The sequence below is a fragment of the Mycolicibacterium sp. MU0050 genome (genome assembly GCF_963378085.1).
Lineage (GTDB): Bacteria > Actinomycetota > Actinomycetes > Mycobacteriales > Mycobacteriaceae > Mycobacterium > Mycobacterium wendilense.
Genome location: NZ_OY726395.1, coordinates 1039169 through 1060110 on the forward strand (window position 1 = coordinate 1039169; position 20942 = coordinate 1060110).

A 20942-nucleotide genomic window follows, 5' to 3' on the forward strand; every position below is an offset into this window, starting at 1 on the left:
GACCATCCGGTGCATACTGGCCGGGTGGTCACCGTGCCGGCCATCGTGTGGGCAGGCGGGCCCACCAGTCGAGGGGTGATGGTGGGCGGTTGCGTCGGCCTCTTCTTCGGCGCGTTGGCCTGGCTGGATTCCGGAATGATCGCCGGCGGCCTGGCGGTCTTCGCGGTGCTCGGCGTCGCAGCCGGGGTGTGGATGGCGCGCCGGATCTTGCGCTACTGGACCGAATTTCGCCCGCTGACCGTCGCACAGCGCCGCACCGTCGTGGACACGGTATGGCGCGGCGCCGCGATCGAGGATCCCGGACTGGCACCGGCGGCGCTTGCCTACGGGCGCGCCCTGGCCGGCGCCGTCGAGCGGTACCGGGTGTGGCGGCCGCTGGTGGCGCTCCTGCTGCTCGTCGCGCTGGCCTCGGCGATCTGGGACGCCACCCATGGTTCGACGGGCAACCTCATCGTGTCCGTGGTCTACCTGGTGTTCGTTGTCCTCGAGGTGTTCTGGTGGCCCGGGCGGCGGGCGCGGTTGTCGGACAACGCCGAGCGTGCCGTCGCGGCGGCCCAGCGCGTTGCGTAGCCGCTTCGAGGGCGAAATAGGTCGGCTCGGGTCTAACCGCCCTGCTCAAGGGTGTTGTCGATGCCGGACCGGTTCAGTTCCGGCGCGCCGAATCGGTAGGTGACCCGGTTCTCGATCCCGGAGACGCCGATCAGATCCGACGAGTCGACGCGGACCACGTTGCGGACGCCGGACACGCTCACCTCCGCACAGTGGCCGGTGATGGTGACGGCGTTGTCGATGCCGCTGATGCTCACCACGTTGTTGTCGCAGTGCAGGGTCTCGTCTCCGTCGATGCCCATCACGGTCAGCGTTTCGCCGGGTGCGACGGTCGGCGACGACGGCGGCTGGGCGGGGGTGGGTGCCGTGGTGGTGGTCGCGAATCCGCCGCCACCGCCGGAGAAGGTGGGTCGCCCGGAGGTGGTCGAGGTCTGCCCGATGGCCAGATAGATCGCCACACCCAGGCCCACCACCGCCGCGATGATGAACGCGGCCAACAAGCCTGGGCGCTGCGGTCGCGGCGGGACGGGTGCGTCATACGGCCATGGGGCGGTGGGTGGCGGGTACTGCTCGCCGTAGGGAAGCGTGCCCGATTCGGAGGCATGGGCGGAATCGGCCAGCGACCGTTCCAAGTCCTGGATTCGAGCTTCCGGGTCATCCTGCGAACTCACTTGCAGATATTCGCACAAATCCGGTCGCCCGCCAGTGCAACCGGCCCCGCGGCGAGGGAAATCTGGGCCGGGGCACGGGGGAGTCGAATCCCCGCGCAACGCGGTCCGGACCGCTAGCGTGAGACGTCCGCAGCACCGCAGAGGAGGCACACCATGCGAGCCGGATCACCACCGCGCGTCGAGCCCGCGAACAGACGGTCACGGCTTGCCTACCTGGTGCTGGCGTTGTTGTTCGGCGCGCTCGGCGCCGGAATCTTCGCGCCGGGCGCCGCGGCGCAGGGCGAGCACTACGTGATTGCCACCGACATCACGTTCGCGCCGTTCGAATTCCAGGACGAGCAGGGCAACTTCGTCGGCATCGACATCGACCTGCTCAACGCGATCGCCGAGGACCAGGGCTTCTCCGTCACCTTCAAGCCGCTGGGCTTCGACGCCGCGTTGCAGGCGGTGCAGGCCAACCAGGTCGACGCGGTGATCGCCGGAATGTCGATCACCGACGAACGCAAGGCCGTCTTCGACTTCTCCGATCCCTACTTCGAATCCGGCGTCCAGATGGCCGTCTTGGACACCAACGAGACCATCACGTCCTATGAGGACCTCCGCGGCAAGCGGGTCGCGGTCAAGAACGGGACCGAGGGCGCCGAGTTCGCCGAATCCATCAAGGGCGAATATGGATTCAGCACCGTGTATTTCGCCGATTCGGCCTCCATGTACGACGAGGTGCGCACCGGCAACTCCGAGGCGATCTTCGACGACTACCCGGTGCTGAACTACGGCATCGCGCAGGGCAACGGGTTCAAGACGGTGACCCCCAAGGAACAGGGCGCCAACTACGGGTTCGCCGTCAACAAGGGGCAGAACCCCGAACTGCTGGCGAAGTTCAACGCCGGACTGAACAACCTGCGCGAATCCGGCCGCTACGACGAGATCATCGACACCTATCTCGGGGCGGGCGCGGCGGTCTCCGACAACTCGTTCCTGGGCCTGCTGAAGAGCACCTTCCCGTTGTTGATGGCGGGCCTGAAGATCACGGTCATCCTCACCGTGGTGTCGATCGCGATCGCGCTGCTGTTGGGGGTGATCTTCGGGCTGATGCGGGTGTCGCGCTCGCTGTGGTTGCGGGCCATCGGCACCACCTATGTCGACATCTTCCGCGGCACACCGCTTCTGGTGCAGGCCTTCTTCATCTACTTCGGCATCCCGTCGGCCATGGGCTTCCAGATGACCGCGATGACCGCCGGCATCATCACGCTCTCACTCAACGCCGGCGCCTACATGACCGAGATCGTTCGCGGGGGTATCCAGTCGGTGGACAAGGGGCAGATGGAAGCGGCCCGCAGCCTCGGCGTCGGATACCTGCCCACCATGCGGAAAGTCGTTCTGCCGCAGGCCGTCCGGACCATGATCCCGTCGTACATCAATCAGTTCGTGATCACCCTGAAGGACACCTCGATCCTGTCGGTGATCGGCATCGCCGAACTGACCCAGACCGGGCGCATCATCATCGCCCGCAACTTCCAGTCGTTCACCATGTGGCTGATCATCGGCATCATCTACTTCATCGTCATCATGACGCTGACCAAACTCTCGGACCGACTCGAGAAGAGGCTCGTGAAATGAACCAGCTGGCACCGGAAACCGCCGCCACCGCGCCCGAGGGCACGGTCAAGATCCGCATCGAGGGACTGCGGAAGTCGTTCGGGGACCTGGTGGTGCTCGACGGCATCGACACCACCATCCGGGAGGGGGAGGTCGTCTGCGTCATCGGCCCTTCGGGCTCGGGCAAGTCGACGTTCCTACGTTGCCTGAACAAGCTCGAGGACATCACCGGCGGCAAGGTAGTCGTCGACGAGTTCGACCTCACCGACAAAAAGGTCGATTTGGACAAGGTGCGCCAACGCATCGGCATGGTGTTCCAGCACTTCAACCTCTTTCCCCACATGACGGTGATTCAAAACATCACGCTCGCACCCCTGCTGACCAAGAAGATGGACAAGGAGACCGCCGAGGAGCGCGCGCTGGACCTGCTCGGCCAGGTCGGGTTGGCGGAGAAAGCCCACGTCAAGCCGGCAACGTTGTCCGGGGGGCAGAAGCAGCGCGTCGCGATCGCGCGGGCCCTGGCGATGAATCCGTCGATCATGCTGTTCGACGAGGCCACCAGCGCTCTGGACCCGGAGATGGTCGGCGACGTGCTCGAGGTGCTGCGCCGATTGGCCCGGGAGGGCATGACGATGGTGGTGGTCACCCACGAGATGGGGTTCGCGCGCGAGGTCGCCTCGCGGGTGATTTTCATGGCCGACGGCAACATCGTCGAAGACGACACGCCCGCTGAGGTTTTCGGCAATCCCAAACACCCACGTCTGCGGGAGTTCCTCTCCAAGGTGCTCTGAAAAGCCTCTCCGAAGTGGCTGAGCATTGCCGGTGAGTTTGGTAACGATTTGGTAACGGCGGCGATAACGCGTAGAGCAGGCGTTTTGCCCGTCTTTCGGCGGCCGGAATCTCGTCGTTGCTGTCCGAACGCGGCGCGGGGGGTTTGATAAGTCGGTCTGGGTTGCATACGTTCGAACACACCGATGACTGCGACTTGAACCTTGATCGATGACTTGTTCGGTGGTGACAGCTAACTAGATATGTTCGCTTCTGAGAGGGAAACTCAAGCCCCTTCGGCCACGTCCGACGGACGTGGCGAACGACTGGCGGCGCGACCCTGGGACGGTGTGCTGCGCCGGCCCGAAGGTGCCGATGCGCTTGCCATGCATCGGCTTGTGGTCGAGAGCAAGGTGCTCGACGAGAACTCGACGTACGCGTATCTGTTGATGGCGACCGAGTTTGCCGACACCTCGATTGTGGCTGAGCGCGACGGGCAGTTGCACGGTTTCGTGATGGGCTACCACCCGCCGACTCGTCCGGAAGCGTTGTTCGTCTGGCAGGTGGTTGTCGCCCACGCGGCCCGGGGTTCCGGGCTGGGCGGCGCGATGCTCGACAGCCTCGTCGAGCGCGTGCGCCGCGACCGTCACGGACACCCGCTGACCCTGGAAGCCACTGTGGCGCCCAGTAATTCGGCGTCCCGCGCATTGTTCGGCGGGTTTGCCCGTCGGCACGGCGTGCCCGTAATCGAATTGCCTTGGTACGGAGCCGAACTCCTGGACGCAGAACTGGCGCACGAGGAGGAACCACTACTTCGCATCGGTCCCATCGCCGTCGATCTGACCAGCTAATCGTTAAACAACCCGGAAGGACGTCATGACGTCAGTTGCACCCACGATCAGCCTCACCGAAGCTGATTTGCCCGAGGTATACCAGTCCGTCGAGTCCGAGGTCCGCAGCTACTGCCGCGGCTGGCCCACCGTGATGGATCACGCGCAGGGATCGCACGTCACCGACGTGGACGGCCGGGAATACCTGGACTTCTTCGCCGGCGCCGGCGCGCTGAACTACGGCCACAACAACCCGGTGCTCAAGTCGGCGCTGATCGACTACCTGACCAACGACCGCATCGTGCACTCGTTGGACATCGCCACCGCCGCCAAGACCGACTTCCTCACCACCTTCGACGAGTTGATCCTCAAGCCACGCGAGCTGGACTACAAGGTGCAGTTCCCCGGCCCGACCGGCGCCAACGCGGTCGAGGCGGCACTGAAGCTCGCCCGCAAGGTGACCGGTCGTGAGTCGGTCATCAACTTCACCAACGCATTTCACGGGATGACCCTGGGTGCCCTGTCCGTCACGGGCAACTCGATGAAGCGCGCCGGTGCGGGCATTCCGCTGGTGCACGCCACCCCGATGCCGTACGACAACTACTTCGACGGCGTCACCGAGGACTTCCACTGGTTCGAGCGCGTCCTCGACGACTCGGGCGGCGGTCTGAACCGTCCCGCCGCGGTCATTGTCGAGACCGTGCAGGGCGAGGGCGGGGTCAACGTGGCCCGCGTCGAGTGGCTGCAGGCGCTGGCCGCGCTGTGCCGCACCCGTGACATCCTGCTGATCGTCGACGACGTCCAGATGGGCTGCGGCCGTACCGGACCCTTCTTCAGCTTCGAGGTCGCTGGTATCAAGCCGGATATCGTCACGTTATCGAAGTCGATCAGTGGTTACGGTCTGCCGATGGCGCTCACGTTGTTCCGCTCGGAGCTCGATGTCTGGAGCCCGGGTGAGCACAACGGGACGTTCCGCGGCCACAACCCGGCGTTCGTCACCGCGACCAAGTCGCTGGAAACCTACTGGGGCTCCGACAAATTCACCAAGGAGACTCTGAAGAAGGGTGAATTCGTGCGGTCCCGGCTGGACAGCATCGCCGACCGGTACGAGGGAGTCAGCACCCGCGGCCGCGGCATGGTCCAGGGGTTGAAGTTCGAGGACGCGCCGGCGGCCAACGCGGTGTGCGGCGCGGCGTTCGAGCGCGGACTGCTCGCCGAGACCAGTGGCCCGTCCGACGAGGTGGTCAAGCTGCTGCCGCCACTGACCACGTCCGAGGCCGATCTGGACGCCGGATTGGACATCCTCGCCGAGTCCGTGGCCGCTACGCTCGCCTGACTCGAACGACAGTAGAAGGAGTTTGACGTCATGATTGTGCGTACCACGGCCGAGATCACCGGTACCGAGCGCGACGTGGCAGATGCCGCGTGGCGTTCCAAGCGGATCATTCTGGCCGGCGACGGCGTGGGTTTCTCGTTCCACGAGACCACCATCAACGCCAACTCGGTGAGCGAGTTCCAGTATCGCCACCATGTGGAGGCGGTATGGGTGGTCGAGGGGGCCGGCGTGCTGACCAACCTCGAGAACGGGGACGAGTTCAAACTCGAACCCGGCACCATGTACCTGCTCGACGGTCACGAGAAGCATCGGGTGACCTGCCACGAGCAGCTCCGCATGCTGTGCGTGTTCAACCCGCCGGTTACCGGACAAGAGGTCCACGACGAGACAGGGACGTATCCGCCTTCAATCTTGGAATAGCGAGGCCGCTCGATGACAGTCGCGCACGATAACTATCCGACCCGACTAGATCACGCGATCGCGCCGGTGCCGCGGGTCGATCCCGCGGTGTGGGGCGATCCGGGTCACGGCCCACTCGGCCAGGCGGAGCTGGATTCGTATGCCGAGCGGGGCTACTTGATCCGTCCGAATACCGTTGGCGAACAATGGTTGCCGCCGCTGCGGCAGGAGCTGGAGCGACTGGGCGCGGAACTGGATGCCGACGACCCCCGGGTGATTCGAGAGCCCGGGGGCGGTATCCGCTCGGTGTTCGAGCCGCACCTGCTCAGCGACATCGTCGGTGAGGTGATCAGCCTGGACACCGTCCTGCCGATCGCGCGTCAGCTGCTGCGCAGCGACGTCTACATCCACCAGGCGCGGATCAACATGATGCCCGGCTTCACCGGCAGCGGGTTCTATTGGCATTCGGACTTCGAAACCTGGCACGCCGAGGACGGGATGCCGGCCATCCGGGCCGTCTCCTGTTCGATCGCGCTGACCGAGAACTACCCGTTCAACGGGTCACTGATGGTGATGCCCGGCTCGCACCACACCTTCTATCCGTGTGTGGGCGCCACCCCCGAGGACAACCATGAAACGTCGCTGGTGTCGCAGCAGATCGGGGTTCCCGACCGCGAGACCCTGACCAAGGCCGCCGAGCAGCACGGCATCGACCAGTTCACGGGGCCGGCGGGCACCGCGCTCTGGTTCGATGCCAACCTGCTGCACGGTTCGGGCTCGAACATCACGCCGTTCCCGCGGTCGAATGTGTTCCTGGTGTTCAACTCGGTGGAGAACGAACTCACCGCGCCGTTTGCGGCGGCAACGCCGCGCCCCGAGTACCTGGCAGCGCGGAGCTATCAGCCCTTCGGGGAGTAGCCCCGACCGGCCTCCCGTCGATCGCCCTTGCCTTAGGCTAACCAAACTTCTACAGTTACGCGCAGAAGTTTCCTCTAAATAAGGCCTGGTCGAAGGGACCGCACATGACGGAGAAGAACCAGCTGCCGCTGGCCCAGCGCTCGTGGGAGGACCTGCCGGGCCACTGGTTGCTCGCGCGGTTGGGTAAGCGCGTGCTGCGTCCCGGCGGCCTCGAACTGACCACTCGCCTGCTGGCGGCGGCCCGCATCACCGGCGCGGATGTCGTGGAACTCGGCCCGGGTCTGGGGCGGACCGCCAAGGACATCGGCGCGTTGCGGCCGTCGTCCTACGTCGGTGTCGACGACAGCGGCGCCGCCTCGGCCATGGTGCAAGAGGTTGTCGACGCCACCGCCGGACGCACCGTGACCGCGGACGCTTCCGCCACCGGTCTCGAGGACAACAGCGCCGACGTCGTGGTCGGCGAAGCCATGCTGACCATGCAGGGGGACAAGGCCAAGCGGGCCATCGTCGACGAGGCCTTCCGGGTGTTGCGTCCGGGCGGCCGCTACGCGATCCACGAACTCGGACTCAAGCCCGACGAGCTGGCCCAGGACACCAAGGATGCCGTCCGGCGCGATCTCGCGCGCGCCATCAAGGTGAACGCGCGGCCGCTGACCGTCGCGGAATGGTCCGCGCTGCTCACCGAGTCCGGCTTCGAGATCGAGTCGGTCGACCAGGCGCCGATGGCGCTGCTGCGACCCAAGCGGGTGATCGACGACGAGGGTCTGTTCGGCGCGCTCCGGATCCTGGGCAACGTGCTCACCAAACCCGCCGCGCGCAAGCGGGTCCTGGGGATGCGCAACACCTTCACCAAGTACGGCAAGGACATGACCGCTGTTGCGATCGTGGCCCGGGTGCCCGAGCGCAGCGCCGCCGACTGATCCACGCCGAAGCACGATGGCAATGCACGATACGACGGTTCCGGACGGCCTCGCCGCGGCGATGCCGGGCGGCTCGGATCGGGCCGCCGGCCGGCAGCGCAGTCGGGTGTTGGAGCTGGTGCGGGCCGCCACTGAACCGGTCGATGCGCGCCAGGTGGCCGACGCGCTCGACATCCACGTCACCACGGCGCGCTTCCACCTCGGCACCCTGGAAGCGCAGGGGGCGATCCGTCGCGGTGCCGGCACCCGCGCCGGTGGGGCGGGCCGGCCCCGATCGACCTACGAGCTGGCGCCGCGCCTCGACTACGCCGACATTGTCGCCCTGTTCGCCGCCCACCTCGGCGGCACCGTCGAGGAGCGCGAGGCGCGGGCGGTGCGCATCGGCGCCGATCTGGCCCGCCGGACCCGGCTGACGAGGGCCCGGACCGCGGCGACGGCGACGGACCTGGTGCTGCGCGCACTCGATGAACTCGGGTTTCAGACCCGTTCGACGGTGGCGGCCTTCGGGGCGATCACCATCGGGATCTGCACCTGTCCGCTGGTCGAGATCGCGGTCGATGCCCCCGAGGTGGTGCGTGGAATCCAGCAGGGGCTCATCCAGGAAATCATCGACAGCAACCGCGAGGTGCTGGGCCGCGGCTACCGCGTGCAGGTGCGGCCCGACGCGCAGGCGGGCTCGTGCGCGGTCAGCCTGCTGCTCGAGGCCGGCCCCGACTGTTAGCCAGCGAACATACGTGCAGTTATGTGCCCTGGCCCGCAGCCGCTGGCGGCCTGGTTTGGCAGACTCGGACCGCCCGGGGCCCCTCGACGCGTAACGCGGCCGAAATGTGCGGTGTGATTTAGCACTCACTTAGCGGCCACCCCGGTAAGAATTTCTTATTAAGAGCAGCCGAAGAATTTGCGAATGGGGATTAGCCAGATCCTGAAACTACCCAGGCTGGTGACCTGCTGGGCTCTTGCTGCCAGCAAACAACACGATTCGGTAACGGTGCGGTCTGAGCGCATGCTTAGACAATTTCGGTCAAGAGTTCAGTCGGCGCTGCGCGAACGGATTTGATGTCGTATTCGGTCGCTAGACTCGACGGTGGCTGATGCCGATCTGGCGTCGATCTCGGGCCCGCAAGGCTGCGAGACATGCGCCAGAGGGAGGAAACACGACGAGTATGGCAAACAACAGAGTGGCCAATGTGGAGCAAGTGACCAATGCTGTCGGTGGTGTGAACCTGGGCAACCGCGCCCCGGCCCACATCGCCCCGGTTGCGGCGACCACGTCGCTGGTCCAAAATGCGCCGACCTTCGTGCCCTCGCGCGCCGCGACCGTCACCTACGGCCCGGTGGCCGCGCTCGCCGAACTCGACGGCTGCTTGCTGACCGCCGACTACGCAGCGGACACCGTGTCGGTGCGCGCCGCGCACACCCTCGGACACGTGACCACCGTCGGCGACGTCTACGAACCGTCGGCGATCGCCACCGCGGGGCGCCGCGCCTACGTGGCCTCGGTGGAGCCGGCGTACGACACCGTCACCGTGTTGGAGCGCGCGGAGGTTGTCGCGCGGATCCCGGTGCACGGCAACGTGCGGGACATCGCCGCCGGCCGGGACGGCCGTCGGGTGTATGCACTGCAGTCCACCGACACCGCGATGTCGCTCGGTGTGATCGACACCGAGACCCACGATCTGGCCACCGTCGAGCTGGTCGCCGGCCCGCACACGGTGCCGACCGCCCTGGCCGTGAGCCCCACTTCCGACGTCGTCTACGTCGCCGCCGTGGATGACGTTTCGGGCGTCGTCTTGGCGGTCCAGGACGGCCGCGTGCTGCGCGTCGAGCCCATCCCGTCGATGATCCGCGACCTCGTGGTCAGCCGGGACGGGAAGACCCTCTTCGCGGTCAGCGACGACGACGAATTCGGCGGCGTGGTCGACCTGCTCGACGCGGCGACGCTGCAGATCACCGGGACCATCGAGATCGGGGCGCCGGTGGCACACGCCTCGGTCAGCGCCGACGGCGAGCGGGTCTACATCGTCAGCGGCGGTCACATCACCGTGCTGTCCACGGTCACCCGTCGGATCGTCGATCGGATCGAGACCGGCGCCGACCCGGCCACCGCGGTCGAAAGCCGCGACGGGTCGCTGCTGTTCGTCACCGACTACGAGGGCCGCGTCGCCTCATTCGCGGTCGCCCAGGCCGGCAACGAGGCGTTCGCGCAGATCCTCGACGCCGACGTCCTCGACGTGCCGATGCCCGAACTGGAAGCCGCGGCCGTCTAGCGGCGCACCGGTTACCCGGTGCAGTCCAGCGACACCGTGATGGTGTGCCGGACCGGAGTGGGTGCGCGGTCGTCGATCGCGATCCGCATCTGTCGCACCGCCGTGGGCGTCCGGATGTCGGTCACCATGCAGCGCTCCAGAGCGCCCGTGCCGATGCGGTCGACGACCACGAAGTACCCCTGAGCCCGGAGGTCACGGACGACCTCGCCGGCCGATTCGTCGGCTGCGGCGACCGGCGCGGCCACCATCGCGAAGGCCAGCGCCGCCGCCGTCGCGCCCATGATCCGCATCGTCTCGCCTTTCGTCTGCGTCCAGTACAGCACTGATTCAGTTCGGCCGCGGCGCGTACATGATGACCGCGACGCCCAGCAGGCAGATCAGCGCGCCGGTGACGTCCCATCGATCCGGACGGAAACCGTCCAGCACCATCCCCCAGGCCAGCGAGCCGGCGACGAACACACCGCCGTAGGCGGCCAGGATGCGCCCGAAATTCGCGTCGGGCTGCAGTGTGGCGACAAATCCGTAGGCCCCCAGCGCGATCGCGCCCAGTCCGGCCCACCACCAGCCCCGATCCTCGCGCACGCCCTGCCAGACCAGCCACGCCCCGCCGATCTCGAACAGCGCCGCGACGACAAACAACAAAACCGACTTAGCGACCGTCACCGGCGCTAGCGTAGGGCACCGGCGAAAAGCCACCCTGACGCGAAGGATTGAATCAGCAATGCAGAGCACCATCGAACCGTTCCCGTTGACCGTCGGCGGGATTCTCCGCTACGCGACCGGCGTCCATGGGGACCGCACGGTGACCACCGCGACGGGGCAGGGCGGTTACCGGCACGCCACCTACCGGGAGGTGGGGCGCGACGCGGCGCGGCTGGCCAACGCGCTGCGCGGACTCGGCATCACCGGGGACCAGCGGGTGGGCACGTTCATGTGGAACAACGCCGAGCACCTGGTGGCCTACCTGGCGATCCCGTCGATGGGCGCAGTGCTGCACACCCTCAACATCCGACTGTTCCCCGAGCAGATCGAGTTCGTCGCCTACGAGGCCGAGGATCAGGTGATCATCGCCGATCTTTCGGTGGCCCCGGTGCTCGCGCGGGTGCTGCGGTCCCTGGAGACCGTGCACACGGTGATCGCGGTCGGCGAGGGGGATCTGGGCCCGCTGCAGGAGTCCGGGAAGACGGTGCTGCGCTACGACGAGTTGCTGGCCGAGCAATCCGACGAGTTCGACTGGCCGGATGTGGACGAAAACTCCGCTGCCGCAATGTGCTACACCAGCGGGACCACCGGCCACCCCAAAGGGGTGGTGTACAGCCACCGCTCCAACTACCTGCATTCGATGGCCGTCTGCAGCGGTAACGCGATGGGCCTGAGTTTCTCCGACCGGGCGCTGCCCATTGTGCCGATGTTCCACGCCAACGCCTGGGGCATGCCGTACGCGGCGCTGATGGCCGGTGCCGACCTGGTGATGCCGGACCGTCACATGGACGCCGTGTCGATGGTCAATCTGATCGAGACCCAACAACCCACGGTCGCCGGCGCCGTTCCGACCATCTGGAACGACGTGATGAACCACCTGCTGGACAACCCCGGCCACGACATCTCGTCGCTGCGCCTGGTGGCCTGCGGTGGATCGGCGGTGCCCGTGTCGCTGATGAAGACCTTCGAGGACAAGTTCGGGGTGCCCATCCGGCAGGCGTGGGGGATGACCGAGACCTCGCCCATTGCGACCGTGGCGTGGCCGGCACCGGGCACCCCGGAGGACAAGCAGTGGGAGCTGCGCGGCTCCCAGGGCCGCCCGCTGTGCGGTGTCGAGGCACGCATTGTCGACGACGAGGGCAATGCGCTGCCCAACGACGACGAATCGGTGGGCGAACTCGAGGTTCGCGGCCCGTGGATCACCGGCTCGTACTACCGCAACACCGACCCGTCGAAGTTCGTCGGCGGCTGGCTGCGCACCGGCGACGTCGGGCGCATCGACGCGCAGGGCTACGTCACGCTGACCGACCGGGCCAAGGATGTGATCAAGTCCGGCGGCGAGTGGATCTCGTCGGTGGAACTGGAGAACCACCTGATCGCCCATCCCGCGGTGCTCGACGCCGCCGTCGTCGGCGTGCCGGACGAACGCTGGGAGGAGCGCCCGCTGGCCGCCGTGGTGCTCAAGGAGGGCGCGGAGGCCAGCCCCGATCAGCTTCGGGAGTTCCTGTCCGACAAAGTTGTTCGATGGTGGTTGCCGGAGCGCTGGACCTTTGTCACCGAGATCCCGCGCACCAGCGTCGGCAAGTACGACAAGAAGGCCATCCGGGCCCGGCACGCCGAGGGTGACTATCAGGTGCACACGATCAGCTGACCCGTCGAGGGCGAGCAGGCCCTGCAAGACCCACGAACGTCGAAGTTCGGGCCTGCTCGCTAGGGTTTGTGTTCAGTCGAGGAGGCCAGCGTGGCATTGAGAGTCGTGCAGTGGGCAACCGGCGGCGTCGGCGTCGCCGCGATCCGGGGCATCCTGGAGCATCCCGACCTCGAGTTGGCGGGCTGCTGGGTGCATTCGTCGGAGAAGAACGGCCGCGACGTCGGTGAGTTGATCGGCGCGGACCCGCTGGGGGTGACCGCCACCAACAGCGTCGAGGAGATCCTGGCGCTGGACGCCGACGCCGTCATCTACGCCCCGCTGCTGCCCAACCCGGACGAGGTGGCGGCGCTGCTGCGCTCCGGCAAGAACGTGGTGACGCCGGTCGGCTGGGTCTACCCCGGTGACCGCCAGGCCGCGCCGCTGCTCGAGGCCGCCCGTGCGGGTAACGCCACCCTGCACGGCACCGGCATCGCCCCCGGCGGGATCAGTGAAAAGTTCCCGCTGGTGCTCTCGGCCCTGTCGACCGCGGTGACTTACGTTCGGGCCGAGGAGTTTTCCGACCTGCGGACCTACGACGCCCCCGACGTGCTCCGGCATGTGATGGGCTTCGGGGACACACCCGACAGCGCGTTGAGCGGACCCATGCAGAAGCTGCTCGACGGCGGCTTCATCCAGGCGGTGAAGATGGTGGTCGACACCGTCGGCTTCGCCGCCGATCCGGTGGTCCGCTCCCGGCAGGAGATCGCCGTGGCCACCGCGCCGATCGCCTCGCCGCTGGGCGTCATCGAACCCGGCCAGGTTGCGGCGCGAAAATTCCACTGGGAAGCCGTCGTCGGCGACGAGGCGGTGGTGCGGCTCACCGTCAACTGGCTGATGGGTGAGCAAAACCTGGACCCCGCTTGGACCTTCGGACCGGAGGGGCAGCGCTACGAGATCGAGGTCAAGGGCAACCCCGACTTCACGGTGAGCCTCAAGGGTTTCCAGGGCGAAGTCGGCGCGACGGAGGAAACGGGCATCACCGCCACCGCGGCGCACTGCGTGAACTCCGTGCCCGCGGTGTGCGCGGCCGCCCCCGGGATCGCGACGTACCTGGACCTGCCGCTGCTGTCGGCGAAGGCGGCTCCCCGGCTGGCGGTCCGCAATGACTGAGCGTCGCGCGCTGGTGCTCGGCGGCGGCGGACTGGCCGGCATCGCGTGGGAAACCGGTGTGCTGCTGGGTATCCGGGAGGAAAACCCGCACCTGGGACGCGCGCTGCTGGACTCCGATGTGGTGGTGGGCACCTCGGCCGGGTCGGCCGTCGGCGCCCAGATCACCGGGTCGCTCAGCCTCGACGAACTCTACGAGCGGCAGCTGGCGGCCGAATCCGCCGAGATCGACCCGGGGGTGGCCATCGACGACATCGCCGAGTTGTTCCTGGCCGCGATGCTGACGCCCGGCGCGACGAGACCCGAGAAGCTGCAGAAGATCGGCGCGGTCGCGGCGCAGACCGCCACCGTCACCGAGGAGGTCAGGCGCCAGGTCATCGCCCAGCGGCTGCCCGAGCACCACTGGCCCGACCGGGATCTGCGCGTCACAGCGATCGATATCGACACCGGGGAGCTCGTCGCCTTCGACCGCGCCGCCGGGGTGGACCTGGTCGATGCGGTCGCGGCCAGCTGCGCTGTGCCCGCCGCCTGGCCGCCGGTGACCATCGACGGACGCCGCTACATGGACGGCGGCGTGGCCAGCACCGTCAACATGGCCGTCGCCGGGGACTGCGACGTCGCCGTTGTCCTGGTGCCGGCCGGAGCGGACACCCCGTCGCCATGGGGGCTGTCCACCGCCGACGAGATCGCGGCCGCCGGGCGCGCCTTGGCAGTCTTCGCCGACGCGGACGCGTTGGCCGCGTTCGGCCGCAACCCGTTGGATCCGGCGTGCCGGATCCCGTCGGCGCGGGCCGGTAGGGCGCAGGGCCGCCGCGAGGCCGCGAGGATCGCGGCGTTCCTAGGTCTCTGAGGCGGGCTCGGAGTCGGGCGGGCTCGGCGCCACCGTGTCCAGCGCGGCGGCCGCGAGCTCCTGGCCGATCCCGATGACCTCGTCGGCGCGGTGGAAGTCGAGGCTGCGGCACACCGAGCGCGGCACCTCGATGTACAGGTCCGGCGGGTATGCGGCCAGCGTGTACCGGGCCAGCGCCGCCTGCGCGATGTCGATGGTCCGGTTCATCACCTCGAACCCGCCGAGCCGCGGCACCGCGGGCTCCACCGACTCGGGCAGGTCGGTTGCCTCGGCGGGCACGGCGCCGTCGTCGTCGACCGTGCTGAAGCGGCCCAGCACCGCCCGGCCCGTCGTGGTCTCCAGCAGCGAGCGCGCGGCCTTGGTATCCAGCAGCGAGGATGTGCTGCGCCACATCCCCTTCAGCCACTCGGTGGTCGGGCGCTCCCGCGGGGAGCGCGGGGTCGCCGGCTCGTCGCCGGACAGGCCGATCGCGATGGTCATGTCGGCGTGGACCGAGGCGATCGGGGCCATCGGGATGGGATTGAGGATGCCGCCGTCGGCCAGCAGTCGGCCGTCGAGCACATGCGGTGAGATGACGCCGGGGATGGCGATCGAGGCGCGGATGGCCTCGTCGACCGGGCCGCGCTGCAGCCACACCGACTTGCCGGCGATCAGGTCGGTGCTGACGGCGGTGTAGGGGATGGGCAGTTCCTCGATGGTGACGTCGCCGAGGATCTCGCGGACCGCGTCCAGGATCTTCTCCGCGCGCAGCACACCCGCGGCCGTGAGCGACGGATCGAGCAGCCGCAGCACCGTGCGCTGCGTCAAAGAGCTTGCCCACAAGGTGTATTCGTCGAGTTTGCCGGCTGCATGCAGCCCGCCGACCAGGGCGCCCATCGAGGACCCGGCCACCCCGACGATGTCGTGGCCGCGCTCGCAGAGCTCGTTGATGACTCCGATGTGGGCATAGCCGCGCGCCCCGCCACTGCCCAGAGCCAGCGCTACGCGCATGGCCTCATTGTGGCCCGTCGCCGACGCGGGTGCCAGGCAATCGAGGGCCTACCCGCACTGGCCGTCGGCGGCGGCGTTGACGGCGAGGATGACTCCGGCCTGCTGGCCCGGGGTCAGCTCCGTCCAGGGCGTCTGGAAGTTGCCCCGGTCCTTGAAGCCCGGCTCCTGCAGCACCGCCAGGTACGGCTCGACCTGCGCCTTCGGGTCGCCGCCCTGGGCGTCGATCCACTGCTTGGCGGCCAGGCAGGCCTGTCCGTATTGGGATTCGGTGGCGATCGAGGGCACGTCGACCCGGGTGGTGATGCCGGCGGGGGAGACCCCGACGGCGCCAGGCGGCACCGGTTCGGCCGGCGGTGCCGGCATCTCGGAGGTCGTCGTCGACGGCGTCGGTTCGGTGGGAGCGGCGGATTCCTCCGAGGAACAGCCCGCGCCCAAGGCGGCGGCGATGGCCAGCGCCGCGACGCCGGCCGGGGAGACCCTGTGATGGCTGCGCATCGGTCCAATCTATGCGGCGGGGCCGCCAGAATCACCGTGAGGTTAATTCGTGCGGCCGGGGCCCGGCCGTGCCAGGGTGGCAGCCATGACGAATCGGATGTGTTGTCGGTCCCGCTGACCGTCCCCTTTCCCGTTTCGTCCTTCCAGGAGCGTCTTCGTGTCCACCGCCGTCCTGCCCACCTACTCTCATGCCGCCGTACCGGCCGTATCGGACCCCTCGCGGCTGCGGCTGCCCGATCTGCTGCAGGCCACCGACCGCGCGGCCGCCGATTTCCTCGACGGCCACTACGACCATCTGCTGCCACCGGGCGGGGTACCCGTCGATGACCGCTGGTTCACCCGCCTGCACGCCGACGACGACCTGGACGTCTGGCTGATCAGCTGGGCCCCGGGGCACCCCACCGATCTGCACGACCACGGCGGTTCACTGGGTGCGCTCACCGTCCTGTCCGGTGCACTCAACGAATTCCGTTGGACCGGAGACCGTTTGCGCCGTCGCCGACTGACCGCCGGTGATCAGGCCGCCTTCCCGCTGGGGTGGGTGCACGACGTGGTGTGGGCGCCCAACCCGGTCGGCACGCAGCCGCAGCAGCCGACGCTGAGCATCCACGCCTACTCGCCGCGGCTGACGGCGATGTCCTACTACGAGGTCACCGACCGGGGCACGCTACGTCGCGAGCGCACCGAGCTGACCGACCAGCCGGAAGGTTAGCCGTGAGCCGTATCGACGCCGTCCTGGAGGCCGCGCGGTCCCGGCTGGACCGGCTGCCCGCCGCCGAGGTTCCGGCGGCCCTGCAGCGCGGGGCGATCCTGGTCGACATCCGGCCCGCGGCCCAGCGGGCCGCCGAGGGCGAGGTGCCCGCGGCGTTGGTGATCGAACGCAACGTGCTGGAGTGGCGGTGCGACCCGACCAGCGACGCGCGGATCCCGCAGGCCGTCGACGACGACGTCGAATGGGTGGTGCTGTGCTCGGAGGGCTATACCTCGAGCCTGGCGGCCGCGGCCCTGCAGGATCTGGGGCTGCACCGCGCCACCGACGTCATCGGCGGCTACCACGCCTTGACGCTGGCCCAAACGTCCCTTTCGGTCACTTAGTGCGAGTGGTTTCCGGCTGAACGTCGGTCTCGGCGCGGCGCACGAGGGTCAGCCGCTTTCGTTGGCATGCACCATCGGGCGCAGCCGTTCGGTCTTCTCCGGGGTCCACCCGGGCGGCTGCAGCACCGCGGCCCACCCGTTGACCACGTCCTTGACGTACTTGTGGCCGTGGCCGTCGGGAACATCGACCGCGACGGCCATGTCCGCGGACACCTGCAGGAACGTCACCACCGGGATCCACTCCATGCGCGGCGAGACGTCGTAGCCGCGCGGTTCCTTGAGCCAATCCGGTTCGCGGAACAGCAGATCCGGTGTCCACCAGGCGATCGGGTCCGAGGCGTGCTGCAGGTACACCACCCGCGGCTCGCTCCACGGCGCGTCCGGCCGGTTCAGGTTCTCCGGGCGCGCGACGAAGCGCACGCTCTCGCCGTTCTCGTAGGTCGGCAACCACATCGGCGAGCCCTCGTCGCGGTTGGCGGTGAGCTCCGTCCAGATCGTGTTGTTGAACGTCGGGCCGGAGAACAACGCGCCGTCGGTGCGGGCGACCAGATTGTTCAGGCTCAAGAACGGCGCCTCGCCGCCGAACGAGCCGAGGCTCTCCCCGAAGACCACCACCTTGGGTCGCTGATTCTCGGGTAGCTCGCGCACCACCTCGTCGACGGCCTCGAAGAGGGCTTGGCCGGCCTGGCGGGCGTTCTCCTTGTCGACGAGGAAGGACAGCCAACTCGGCAGGAAGGAGTACTGCATCGAGACGATCGCCGTGTCGCCGTTGTACATGTATTCCAACGCGGAGGCCTCGGCCTCGTTGATCCAGCCCGTGCCCGTGGTGGTTGCGACCCCCACGACGGCGCGCTCCAGGCCGCCGGCTCGCACGAGTTCCTCGGCGGCCATCTCGGCGGTAGCGCGGATGTTGTCGGCCGTGCCCAGCCCGGCGTAGGCCCGGATGGGTTCGGTGGCCGCGGCGCCGTTGAACTCGGTCAGCTGTTCCACGCTGGGGCCGCCGGACACGAAGATCCGGCCCTGATGGCCCAACGATTCCCACGACACCAGCGACCCCGGACCGCCCGAGCGTGCCGGTGTCGTCGGGGGTTCGGTGTCCGGGGAGTCTTCGTCGTTGACGGCCGCGAACGTGCTGTTGAGCCAATCCATGGCCAGCCGGGCCACCACCCCGTTGAGCAATGCGATGCTCAGCGCGACCACCAGGCCCACCGCGATGACGCCCGAAACGCGCGGCGGCGCAACGCGTTCGAGCTGCCGTATCAGGAACAGCACCAGCCGGCGCAGCAGCTGCCCGATCTCGACGAGGACGAACAGCACGATCACCGCCAGCAGCGCGGCCTGCGGGTAGTTGTACCAGTGCAGGTGCGGCACACCCATCAGATCCCGGACGTCGTCCTGCCAGTGCTGGAAGAAGAACTGCATGCCGACCATGCCGGCCACACCGACCGCCAGCAGCGTCAACCAGGCCCAACCGGGAGCCGTTGGGCTGGAGTCCTTTCCGCGCATGTAGCGGACCAGCCATACGGCGAAGACGCCGATCAGATAGCCCGCCGCCCCCGCGCCGCCGCTGACCAGGCCCTGGAACAGCGGGCCCCGGGGCAGCAGCGACGGGGTCAGTGACAAGAAGACGAACGCCAGGCCAACCGCGGTGCCGAAGAAGGTGTAGTGCTTGGCCCACCAGGGACCGTCCGGCGGCGCGTCCTGCGTGCGCTCCGGCTCGGCCTGCTGTTCTTCGGGGGTATCCGCCGTGGTTACGGCGCTGTCAGCCTCGGATACGGGTGTCTCCGCGTCGGTCACCCCCGCACTTTAGCGATGTTTGAAGTTCGCAGCCCGCTTCTCGGTGAATGCGGCCATGCCCTCGGTCTGATCCTCGGTGGCGAATGCCGAGTGGAACAAGCGGCGCTCGTAGAGCAGGCCCTCGGTCAGGGTGGTCTCGAACGAGCGGTTCACGGCCTCCTTGGCCATCCGCGCGGCCGACAGCGACATCTGGGAGATGGTGGCGGCCACCGACTTCGCCTCGGCCAGCAGGTCGGCGGCGGGGACGACGCGCGACACCAGTCCGGCGCGTTCGGCCTCCTCGGCGTCCATGTTGCGACCGGTCAGGATCAGGTCCATCGCCTTGGCCTTCCCGACGGCGCGGGTCAGCCGCTGGCTGCCGCCCATGCCCGGCAGCACGCCGAGCTTGATCTCGGGCTGGCCGAACTTGGCGGTGTCGGCCGCGATCAGGATGTCGCACATCATGGCCAGCTCGCAGCCGCCGCCGAGTGCGTAGCCCGCGACCGCGGCGATGGTCGGGGTGCGCACGCCGGCGAACTCGCCCCACTTGGCGAAGAAGTCCGAGCCGAACACGTCCGCGAAGGACAGGTCGGCCATCTCCTTGATGTCCGCGCCGGCGGCGAAGGCCTTCTCGCTACCCGTGATGACGATCGCGCCGATCTCGGGGTCGTTGTCGAATTCTCGTGCCGCGGTGGTGACCTCGTTCATCACCTGGCTGTTGAGCGCGTTGAGCGCCTTGGGGCGGTTCAGCGTGATCAGGCCGACGCGGTCCTCGCGCTCGACGATGATGGTTTCGTACTGGCTCATGGCACTCCTTGTCAGAACGTCAGATCGGGATCGGCTGGGGCGAAGTAGTTTTCGACGTCCTCGCGGGTGACCTCCGCCAGCGAGGCCGGCGACCACTTCGGGTTGCGGTCCTTGTCGACCAGCTGGGCGCGGATGCCCTCGACGAAGTCGTGCGAGCGCGCCGACGCGCACGAGACCCGGTATTCCTGGACCAGGGCGTCGCGCAAGGTGTCCAGCTTCTGGGCGCGGCGCACCGCTTCCAGGGTGACCGACAGGGCGATCGGGGAGCGCCCGGCGATGATGTCCGCCGCGGCCTTGGCCGGTTCGGCGCCGTGGCCGCGCAGGTTGGCGATGATGTCGGCGACGGTGTCGGCGGCGAAGCACTCGTCGATCCAGAACTGCTGGGCGAGCAGTTCGCTGTCCGGTGCGGTGGTGCTGTGCTTGGCCAGCGCGGCGTCGATGTCCCCGGCGACGATGTCGGCGGTCAACTCGGCGAGCTTGGCCTGCGGCACGAAGTGGTCGGCGAAGCCGAGCGCTATCGCGTCGGCGCCGGAGAACGGCGAACCCGTCAGGGCGGCATAGAGGCCGAGCGCACCGGGCGCGCGGGACAGCAGGAAGGTGCCGCCGACGTCGGGGATGAAGCCGATGCCGACCTCCGGCATGGCCATCTTGGTGGTGTCGGTGACCACGCGGACGTCCCCGTGGCCCGCGACGCCGACGCCGCCACCCATGACGATGCCGTCCATCAGCGCGACGTAGGGCTTGGGGTACTCGCCGATCAGCGCGTTCATCTGGTACTCGTCGAACCAGAACTTGCGAGCGGCGCTGCCGTCGGCCCGGGCGCTGTGATAGAGCGCCACGACGTCGCCACCGGCGCACAGGCCGCGCTCGCCGGCGCCCTCCACGAGCACCGCGCGGATGTTGTCGTCGGAGGCCCAGGCTTTGAGCTTCTCGTTGAGCACGTCGACCATGGTCTGGGTCAGCGAGTTGATGGCCTTGGGGCGATTGAGCGTCAGGATGCCAACGCCGTTATCGACGCGGGCCAGGATTTCGTCGGTCACGCGGATTCGTCCTGTTCGTGGAGCGGATACGTTCGGAAACGCTATTTGGTTGGACATCCTAGTATTGCGAGGTGAACGGCGGGTGGCGCCCCCGGCCGGCACCGGGAAAGATGGGTCGAGAAAAACATTCCCA

Annotated in this window: 23 protein-coding genes; 15 read left to right on the top strand and 8 right to left on the bottom strand. The window is 68.0% G+C overall.

Annotated features, from left to right (window positions below; all coding sequences use genetic code 11):
- Positions 1 to 24 precede the first annotated feature (24 nt).
- Positions 25 to 570: a hypothetical protein gene (locus R2K23_RS04995; RefSeq protein ID WP_316514782.1), complete on the top strand. Its 546-nt coding sequence runs from the start codon at positions 25 to 27 to the stop codon at positions 568 to 570.
- A 32-nt stretch (positions 571 to 602) separates the two neighbouring features.
- Here the strand turns inward: R2K23_RS04995 and R2K23_RS05000 are convergent, their stop codons facing one another.
- Positions 603 to 1220: a DUF3060 domain-containing protein gene (locus R2K23_RS05000; protein WP_316514785.1), complete on the bottom strand. Its 618-nt coding sequence runs from the start codon at positions 1218 to 1220 to the stop codon at positions 603 to 605.
- A 153-nt stretch (positions 1221 to 1373) separates the two neighbouring features.
- Between R2K23_RS05000 and R2K23_RS05005 the strand changes: the two genes are divergently transcribed.
- The 9 genes from R2K23_RS05005 (at position 1374) to R2K23_RS05045 (ending at position 10257) form a co-directional block, all read left to right on the top strand.
- Positions 1374 to 2840: an amino acid ABC transporter substrate-binding protein/permease gene (locus tag R2K23_RS05005; protein WP_316514786.1), complete on the top strand. Its 1467-nt coding sequence runs from the start codon at positions 1374 to 1376 to the stop codon at positions 2838 to 2840.
- Positions 2837 to 3610, top strand: a complete 774-nt coding sequence (locus tag R2K23_RS05010; RefSeq protein ID WP_316514787.1) for an amino acid ABC transporter ATP-binding protein — start codon at positions 2837 to 2839, stop codon at positions 3608 to 3610. Before R2K23_RS05005 ends, R2K23_RS05010 begins: the two co-directional genes overlap by 4 nt.
- A 327-nt stretch (positions 3611 to 3937) precedes the next feature.
- Entirely contained in the window at positions 3938 to 4438 is a 501-nt protein-coding gene (gene ectA / locus R2K23_RS05015) for a diaminobutyrate acetyltransferase (RefSeq protein ID WP_396893063.1), read from the top strand.
- Between the two features lie 25 nt (positions 4439 to 4463).
- The gene (gene ectB, locus R2K23_RS05020; protein WP_316514789.1) at positions 4464 to 5753 is read left to right on the top strand and encodes a diaminobutyrate--2-oxoglutarate transaminase; all 1290 of its coding nucleotides are present in this window, start codon (positions 4464 to 4466) and stop codon (positions 5751 to 5753) included.
- 30 nt (positions 5754 to 5783) lie between these two features.
- The gene (locus R2K23_RS05025) at positions 5784 to 6173 is read left to right on the top strand and encodes an ectoine synthase (RefSeq protein WP_316514792.1); all 390 of its coding nucleotides are present in this window, start codon (positions 5784 to 5786) and stop codon (positions 6171 to 6173) included.
- Between the two features lie 12 nt (positions 6174 to 6185).
- Positions 6186 to 7070, top strand: coding sequence for an ectoine hydroxylase (gene thpD / locus R2K23_RS05030; RefSeq protein ID WP_316514795.1), 885 nt, complete (start codon positions 6186 to 6188; stop codon positions 7068 to 7070).
- Between the two features lie 104 nt (positions 7071 to 7174).
- Positions 7175 to 7990 (top strand): class I SAM-dependent methyltransferase, encoded by an 816-nt coding sequence (locus R2K23_RS05035; protein ID WP_316514797.1) that lies wholly within the window; start codon positions 7175 to 7177, stop codon positions 7988 to 7990.
- A gap of 16 nt (positions 7991 to 8006) precedes the next feature.
- Entirely contained in the window at positions 8007 to 8711 is a 705-nt protein-coding gene (locus R2K23_RS05040; RefSeq protein WP_396893066.1) for a helix-turn-helix domain-containing protein, read from the top strand.
- A 475-nt stretch (positions 8712 to 9186) separates the two neighbouring features.
- Positions 9187 to 10257 (top strand): hypothetical protein, encoded by a 1071-nt coding sequence (locus R2K23_RS05045; protein WP_316514799.1) that lies wholly within the window; start codon positions 9187 to 9189, stop codon positions 10255 to 10257.
- Positions 10258 to 10268: 11 nt separating this feature from the next.
- On the opposite strand, the gene R2K23_RS05050 is transcribed toward R2K23_RS05045, so the two are convergent.
- Together R2K23_RS05050 and R2K23_RS05055 are read right to left on the bottom strand one after the other, a co-directional pair.
- Entirely contained in the window at positions 10269 to 10547 is a 279-nt protein-coding gene (locus R2K23_RS05050; protein ID WP_316514801.1) for a hypothetical protein, read from the bottom strand.
- Between the two features lie 37 nt (positions 10548 to 10584).
- The gene (locus R2K23_RS05055) at positions 10585 to 10920 is read right to left on the bottom strand and encodes a YnfA family protein (RefSeq protein ID WP_316514804.1); all 336 of its coding nucleotides are present in this window, start codon (positions 10918 to 10920) and stop codon (positions 10585 to 10587) included.
- A gap of 58 nt (positions 10921 to 10978) precedes the next feature.
- On the opposite strand from R2K23_RS05055, the gene R2K23_RS05060 reads away from it, so the two are divergent.
- From R2K23_RS05060 to R2K23_RS05070, 3 genes are all read left to right on the top strand, one after another.
- A complete protein-coding gene (locus R2K23_RS05060; protein WP_316514807.1) occupies positions 10979 to 12610 on the top strand; it encodes a fatty acid--CoA ligase in 1632 nt (543 codons plus the stop codon).
- 90 nt (positions 12611 to 12700) lie between these two features.
- Positions 12701 to 13759, top strand: coding sequence for an NAD(P)H-dependent amine dehydrogenase family protein (locus tag R2K23_RS05065; RefSeq protein ID WP_316514809.1), 1059 nt, complete (start codon positions 12701 to 12703; stop codon positions 13757 to 13759).
- Complete coding sequence (locus tag R2K23_RS05070) at positions 13752 to 14606, top strand: patatin-like phospholipase family protein (RefSeq protein WP_316514810.1); 855 nt, start codon at positions 13752 to 13754, stop codon at positions 14604 to 14606. Before R2K23_RS05065 ends, R2K23_RS05070 begins: the two co-directional genes overlap by 8 nt.
- Here R2K23_RS05070 and R2K23_RS05075 read toward each other — a convergent pair.
- Complete coding sequence (locus R2K23_RS05075) at positions 14595 to 15596, bottom strand: patatin-like phospholipase family protein (RefSeq protein WP_316514812.1); 1002 nt, start codon at positions 15594 to 15596, stop codon at positions 14595 to 14597. The two genes, R2K23_RS05070 and R2K23_RS05075, sit on opposite strands and share 12 nt — an antisense overlap.
- A 48-nt stretch (positions 15597 to 15644) precedes the next feature.
- Positions 15645 to 16091 (bottom strand): lipoprotein LpqV, encoded by a 447-nt coding sequence (locus tag R2K23_RS05080; RefSeq protein ID WP_316514814.1) that lies wholly within the window; start codon positions 16089 to 16091, stop codon positions 15645 to 15647.
- Positions 16092 to 16263: 172 nt separating this feature from the next.
- Between R2K23_RS05080 and R2K23_RS05085 the strand changes: the two genes are divergently transcribed.
- Together R2K23_RS05085 and R2K23_RS05090 are read left to right on the top strand one after the other, a co-directional pair.
- Positions 16264 to 16803: a cysteine dioxygenase gene (locus R2K23_RS05085; protein ID WP_316517059.1), complete on the top strand. Its 540-nt coding sequence runs from the start codon at positions 16264 to 16266 to the stop codon at positions 16801 to 16803.
- Between the two features lie 2 nt (positions 16804 to 16805).
- Positions 16806 to 17186, top strand: a complete 381-nt coding sequence (locus R2K23_RS05090) for a rhodanese-like domain-containing protein (RefSeq protein ID WP_316514816.1) — start codon at positions 16806 to 16808, stop codon at positions 17184 to 17186.
- Positions 17187 to 17234: 48 nt separating this feature from the next.
- Here R2K23_RS05090 and R2K23_RS05095 read toward each other — a convergent pair whose 3' ends face one another.
- From R2K23_RS05095 to R2K23_RS05105, 3 genes are read right to left on the bottom strand one after another with little or no spacing between them, the layout of a single operon-like run.
- Positions 17235 to 18983 carry an alpha/beta hydrolase gene (locus tag R2K23_RS05095; protein ID WP_316514817.1) on the bottom strand — a complete coding sequence of 583 codons (1749 nt, stop codon included), beginning with the start codon at positions 18981 to 18983 and terminating at the stop codon, positions 17235 to 17237.
- A gap of 9 nt (positions 18984 to 18992) precedes the next feature.
- On the bottom strand, positions 18993 to 19769 hold the full coding sequence (locus tag R2K23_RS05100) for an enoyl-CoA hydratase (RefSeq protein ID WP_316514818.1): 777 nt from the start codon (positions 19767 to 19769) through the stop codon (positions 18993 to 18995).
- An 11-nt stretch (positions 19770 to 19780) separates the two neighbouring features.
- Positions 19781 to 20866, bottom strand: a complete 1086-nt coding sequence (locus R2K23_RS05105; RefSeq protein WP_396893071.1) for an enoyl-CoA hydratase/isomerase family protein — start codon at positions 20864 to 20866, stop codon at positions 19781 to 19783.
- Positions 20867 to 20942: the final 76 nt, after the last annotated feature.

Coding starts and splice junctions, on each gene's coding strand:
- R2K23_RS05005 (WP_316514786.1), top strand. CDS start 1,374: ATGCGAGCCGGATCACCACCGCGCGTCGAGCCCGCGAACAGACGGTCA.
- R2K23_RS05010 (WP_316514787.1), top strand. CDS start 2,837: ATGAACCAGCTGGCACCGGAAACCGCCGCCACCGCGCCCGAGGGCACG.
- ectB (WP_316514789.1), top strand. CDS start 4,464: ATGACGTCAGTTGCACCCACGATCAGCCTCACCGAAGCTGATTTGCCC.
- R2K23_RS05025 (WP_316514792.1), top strand. CDS start 5,784: ATGATTGTGCGTACCACGGCCGAGATCACCGGTACCGAGCGCGACGTG.
- thpD (WP_316514795.1), top strand. CDS start 6,186: ATGACAGTCGCGCACGATAACTATCCGACCCGACTAGATCACGCGATC.
- R2K23_RS05035 (WP_316514797.1), top strand. CDS start 7,175: ATGACGGAGAAGAACCAGCTGCCGCTGGCCCAGCGCTCGTGGGAGGAC.
- R2K23_RS05040 (WP_396893066.1), top strand. CDS start 8,007: ATGGCAATGCACGATACGACGGTTCCGGACGGCCTCGCCGCGGCGATG.
- R2K23_RS05050 (WP_316514801.1), bottom strand. CDS start 10,547: ATGCGGATCATGGGCGCGACGGCGGCGGCGCTGGCCTTCGCGATGGTG.
- R2K23_RS05060 (WP_316514807.1), top strand. CDS start 10,979: ATGCAGAGCACCATCGAACCGTTCCCGTTGACCGTCGGCGGGATTCTC.
- R2K23_RS05070 (WP_316514810.1), top strand. CDS start 13,752: ATGACTGAGCGTCGCGCGCTGGTGCTCGGCGGCGGCGGACTGGCCGGC.
- R2K23_RS05075 (WP_316514812.1), bottom strand. CDS start 15,596: ATGCGCGTAGCGCTGGCTCTGGGCAGTGGCGGGGCGCGCGGCTATGCC.
- R2K23_RS05080 (WP_316514814.1), bottom strand. CDS start 16,091: ATGCGCAGCCATCACAGGGTCTCCCCGGCCGGCGTCGCGGCGCTGGCC.
- R2K23_RS05100 (WP_316514818.1), bottom strand. CDS start 19,769: ATGAGCCAGTACGAAACCATCATCGTCGAGCGCGAGGACCGCGTCGGC.
- R2K23_RS05105 (WP_396893071.1), bottom strand. CDS start 20,866: ATGTCCAACCAAATAGCGTTTCCGAACGTATCCGCTCCACGAACAGGA.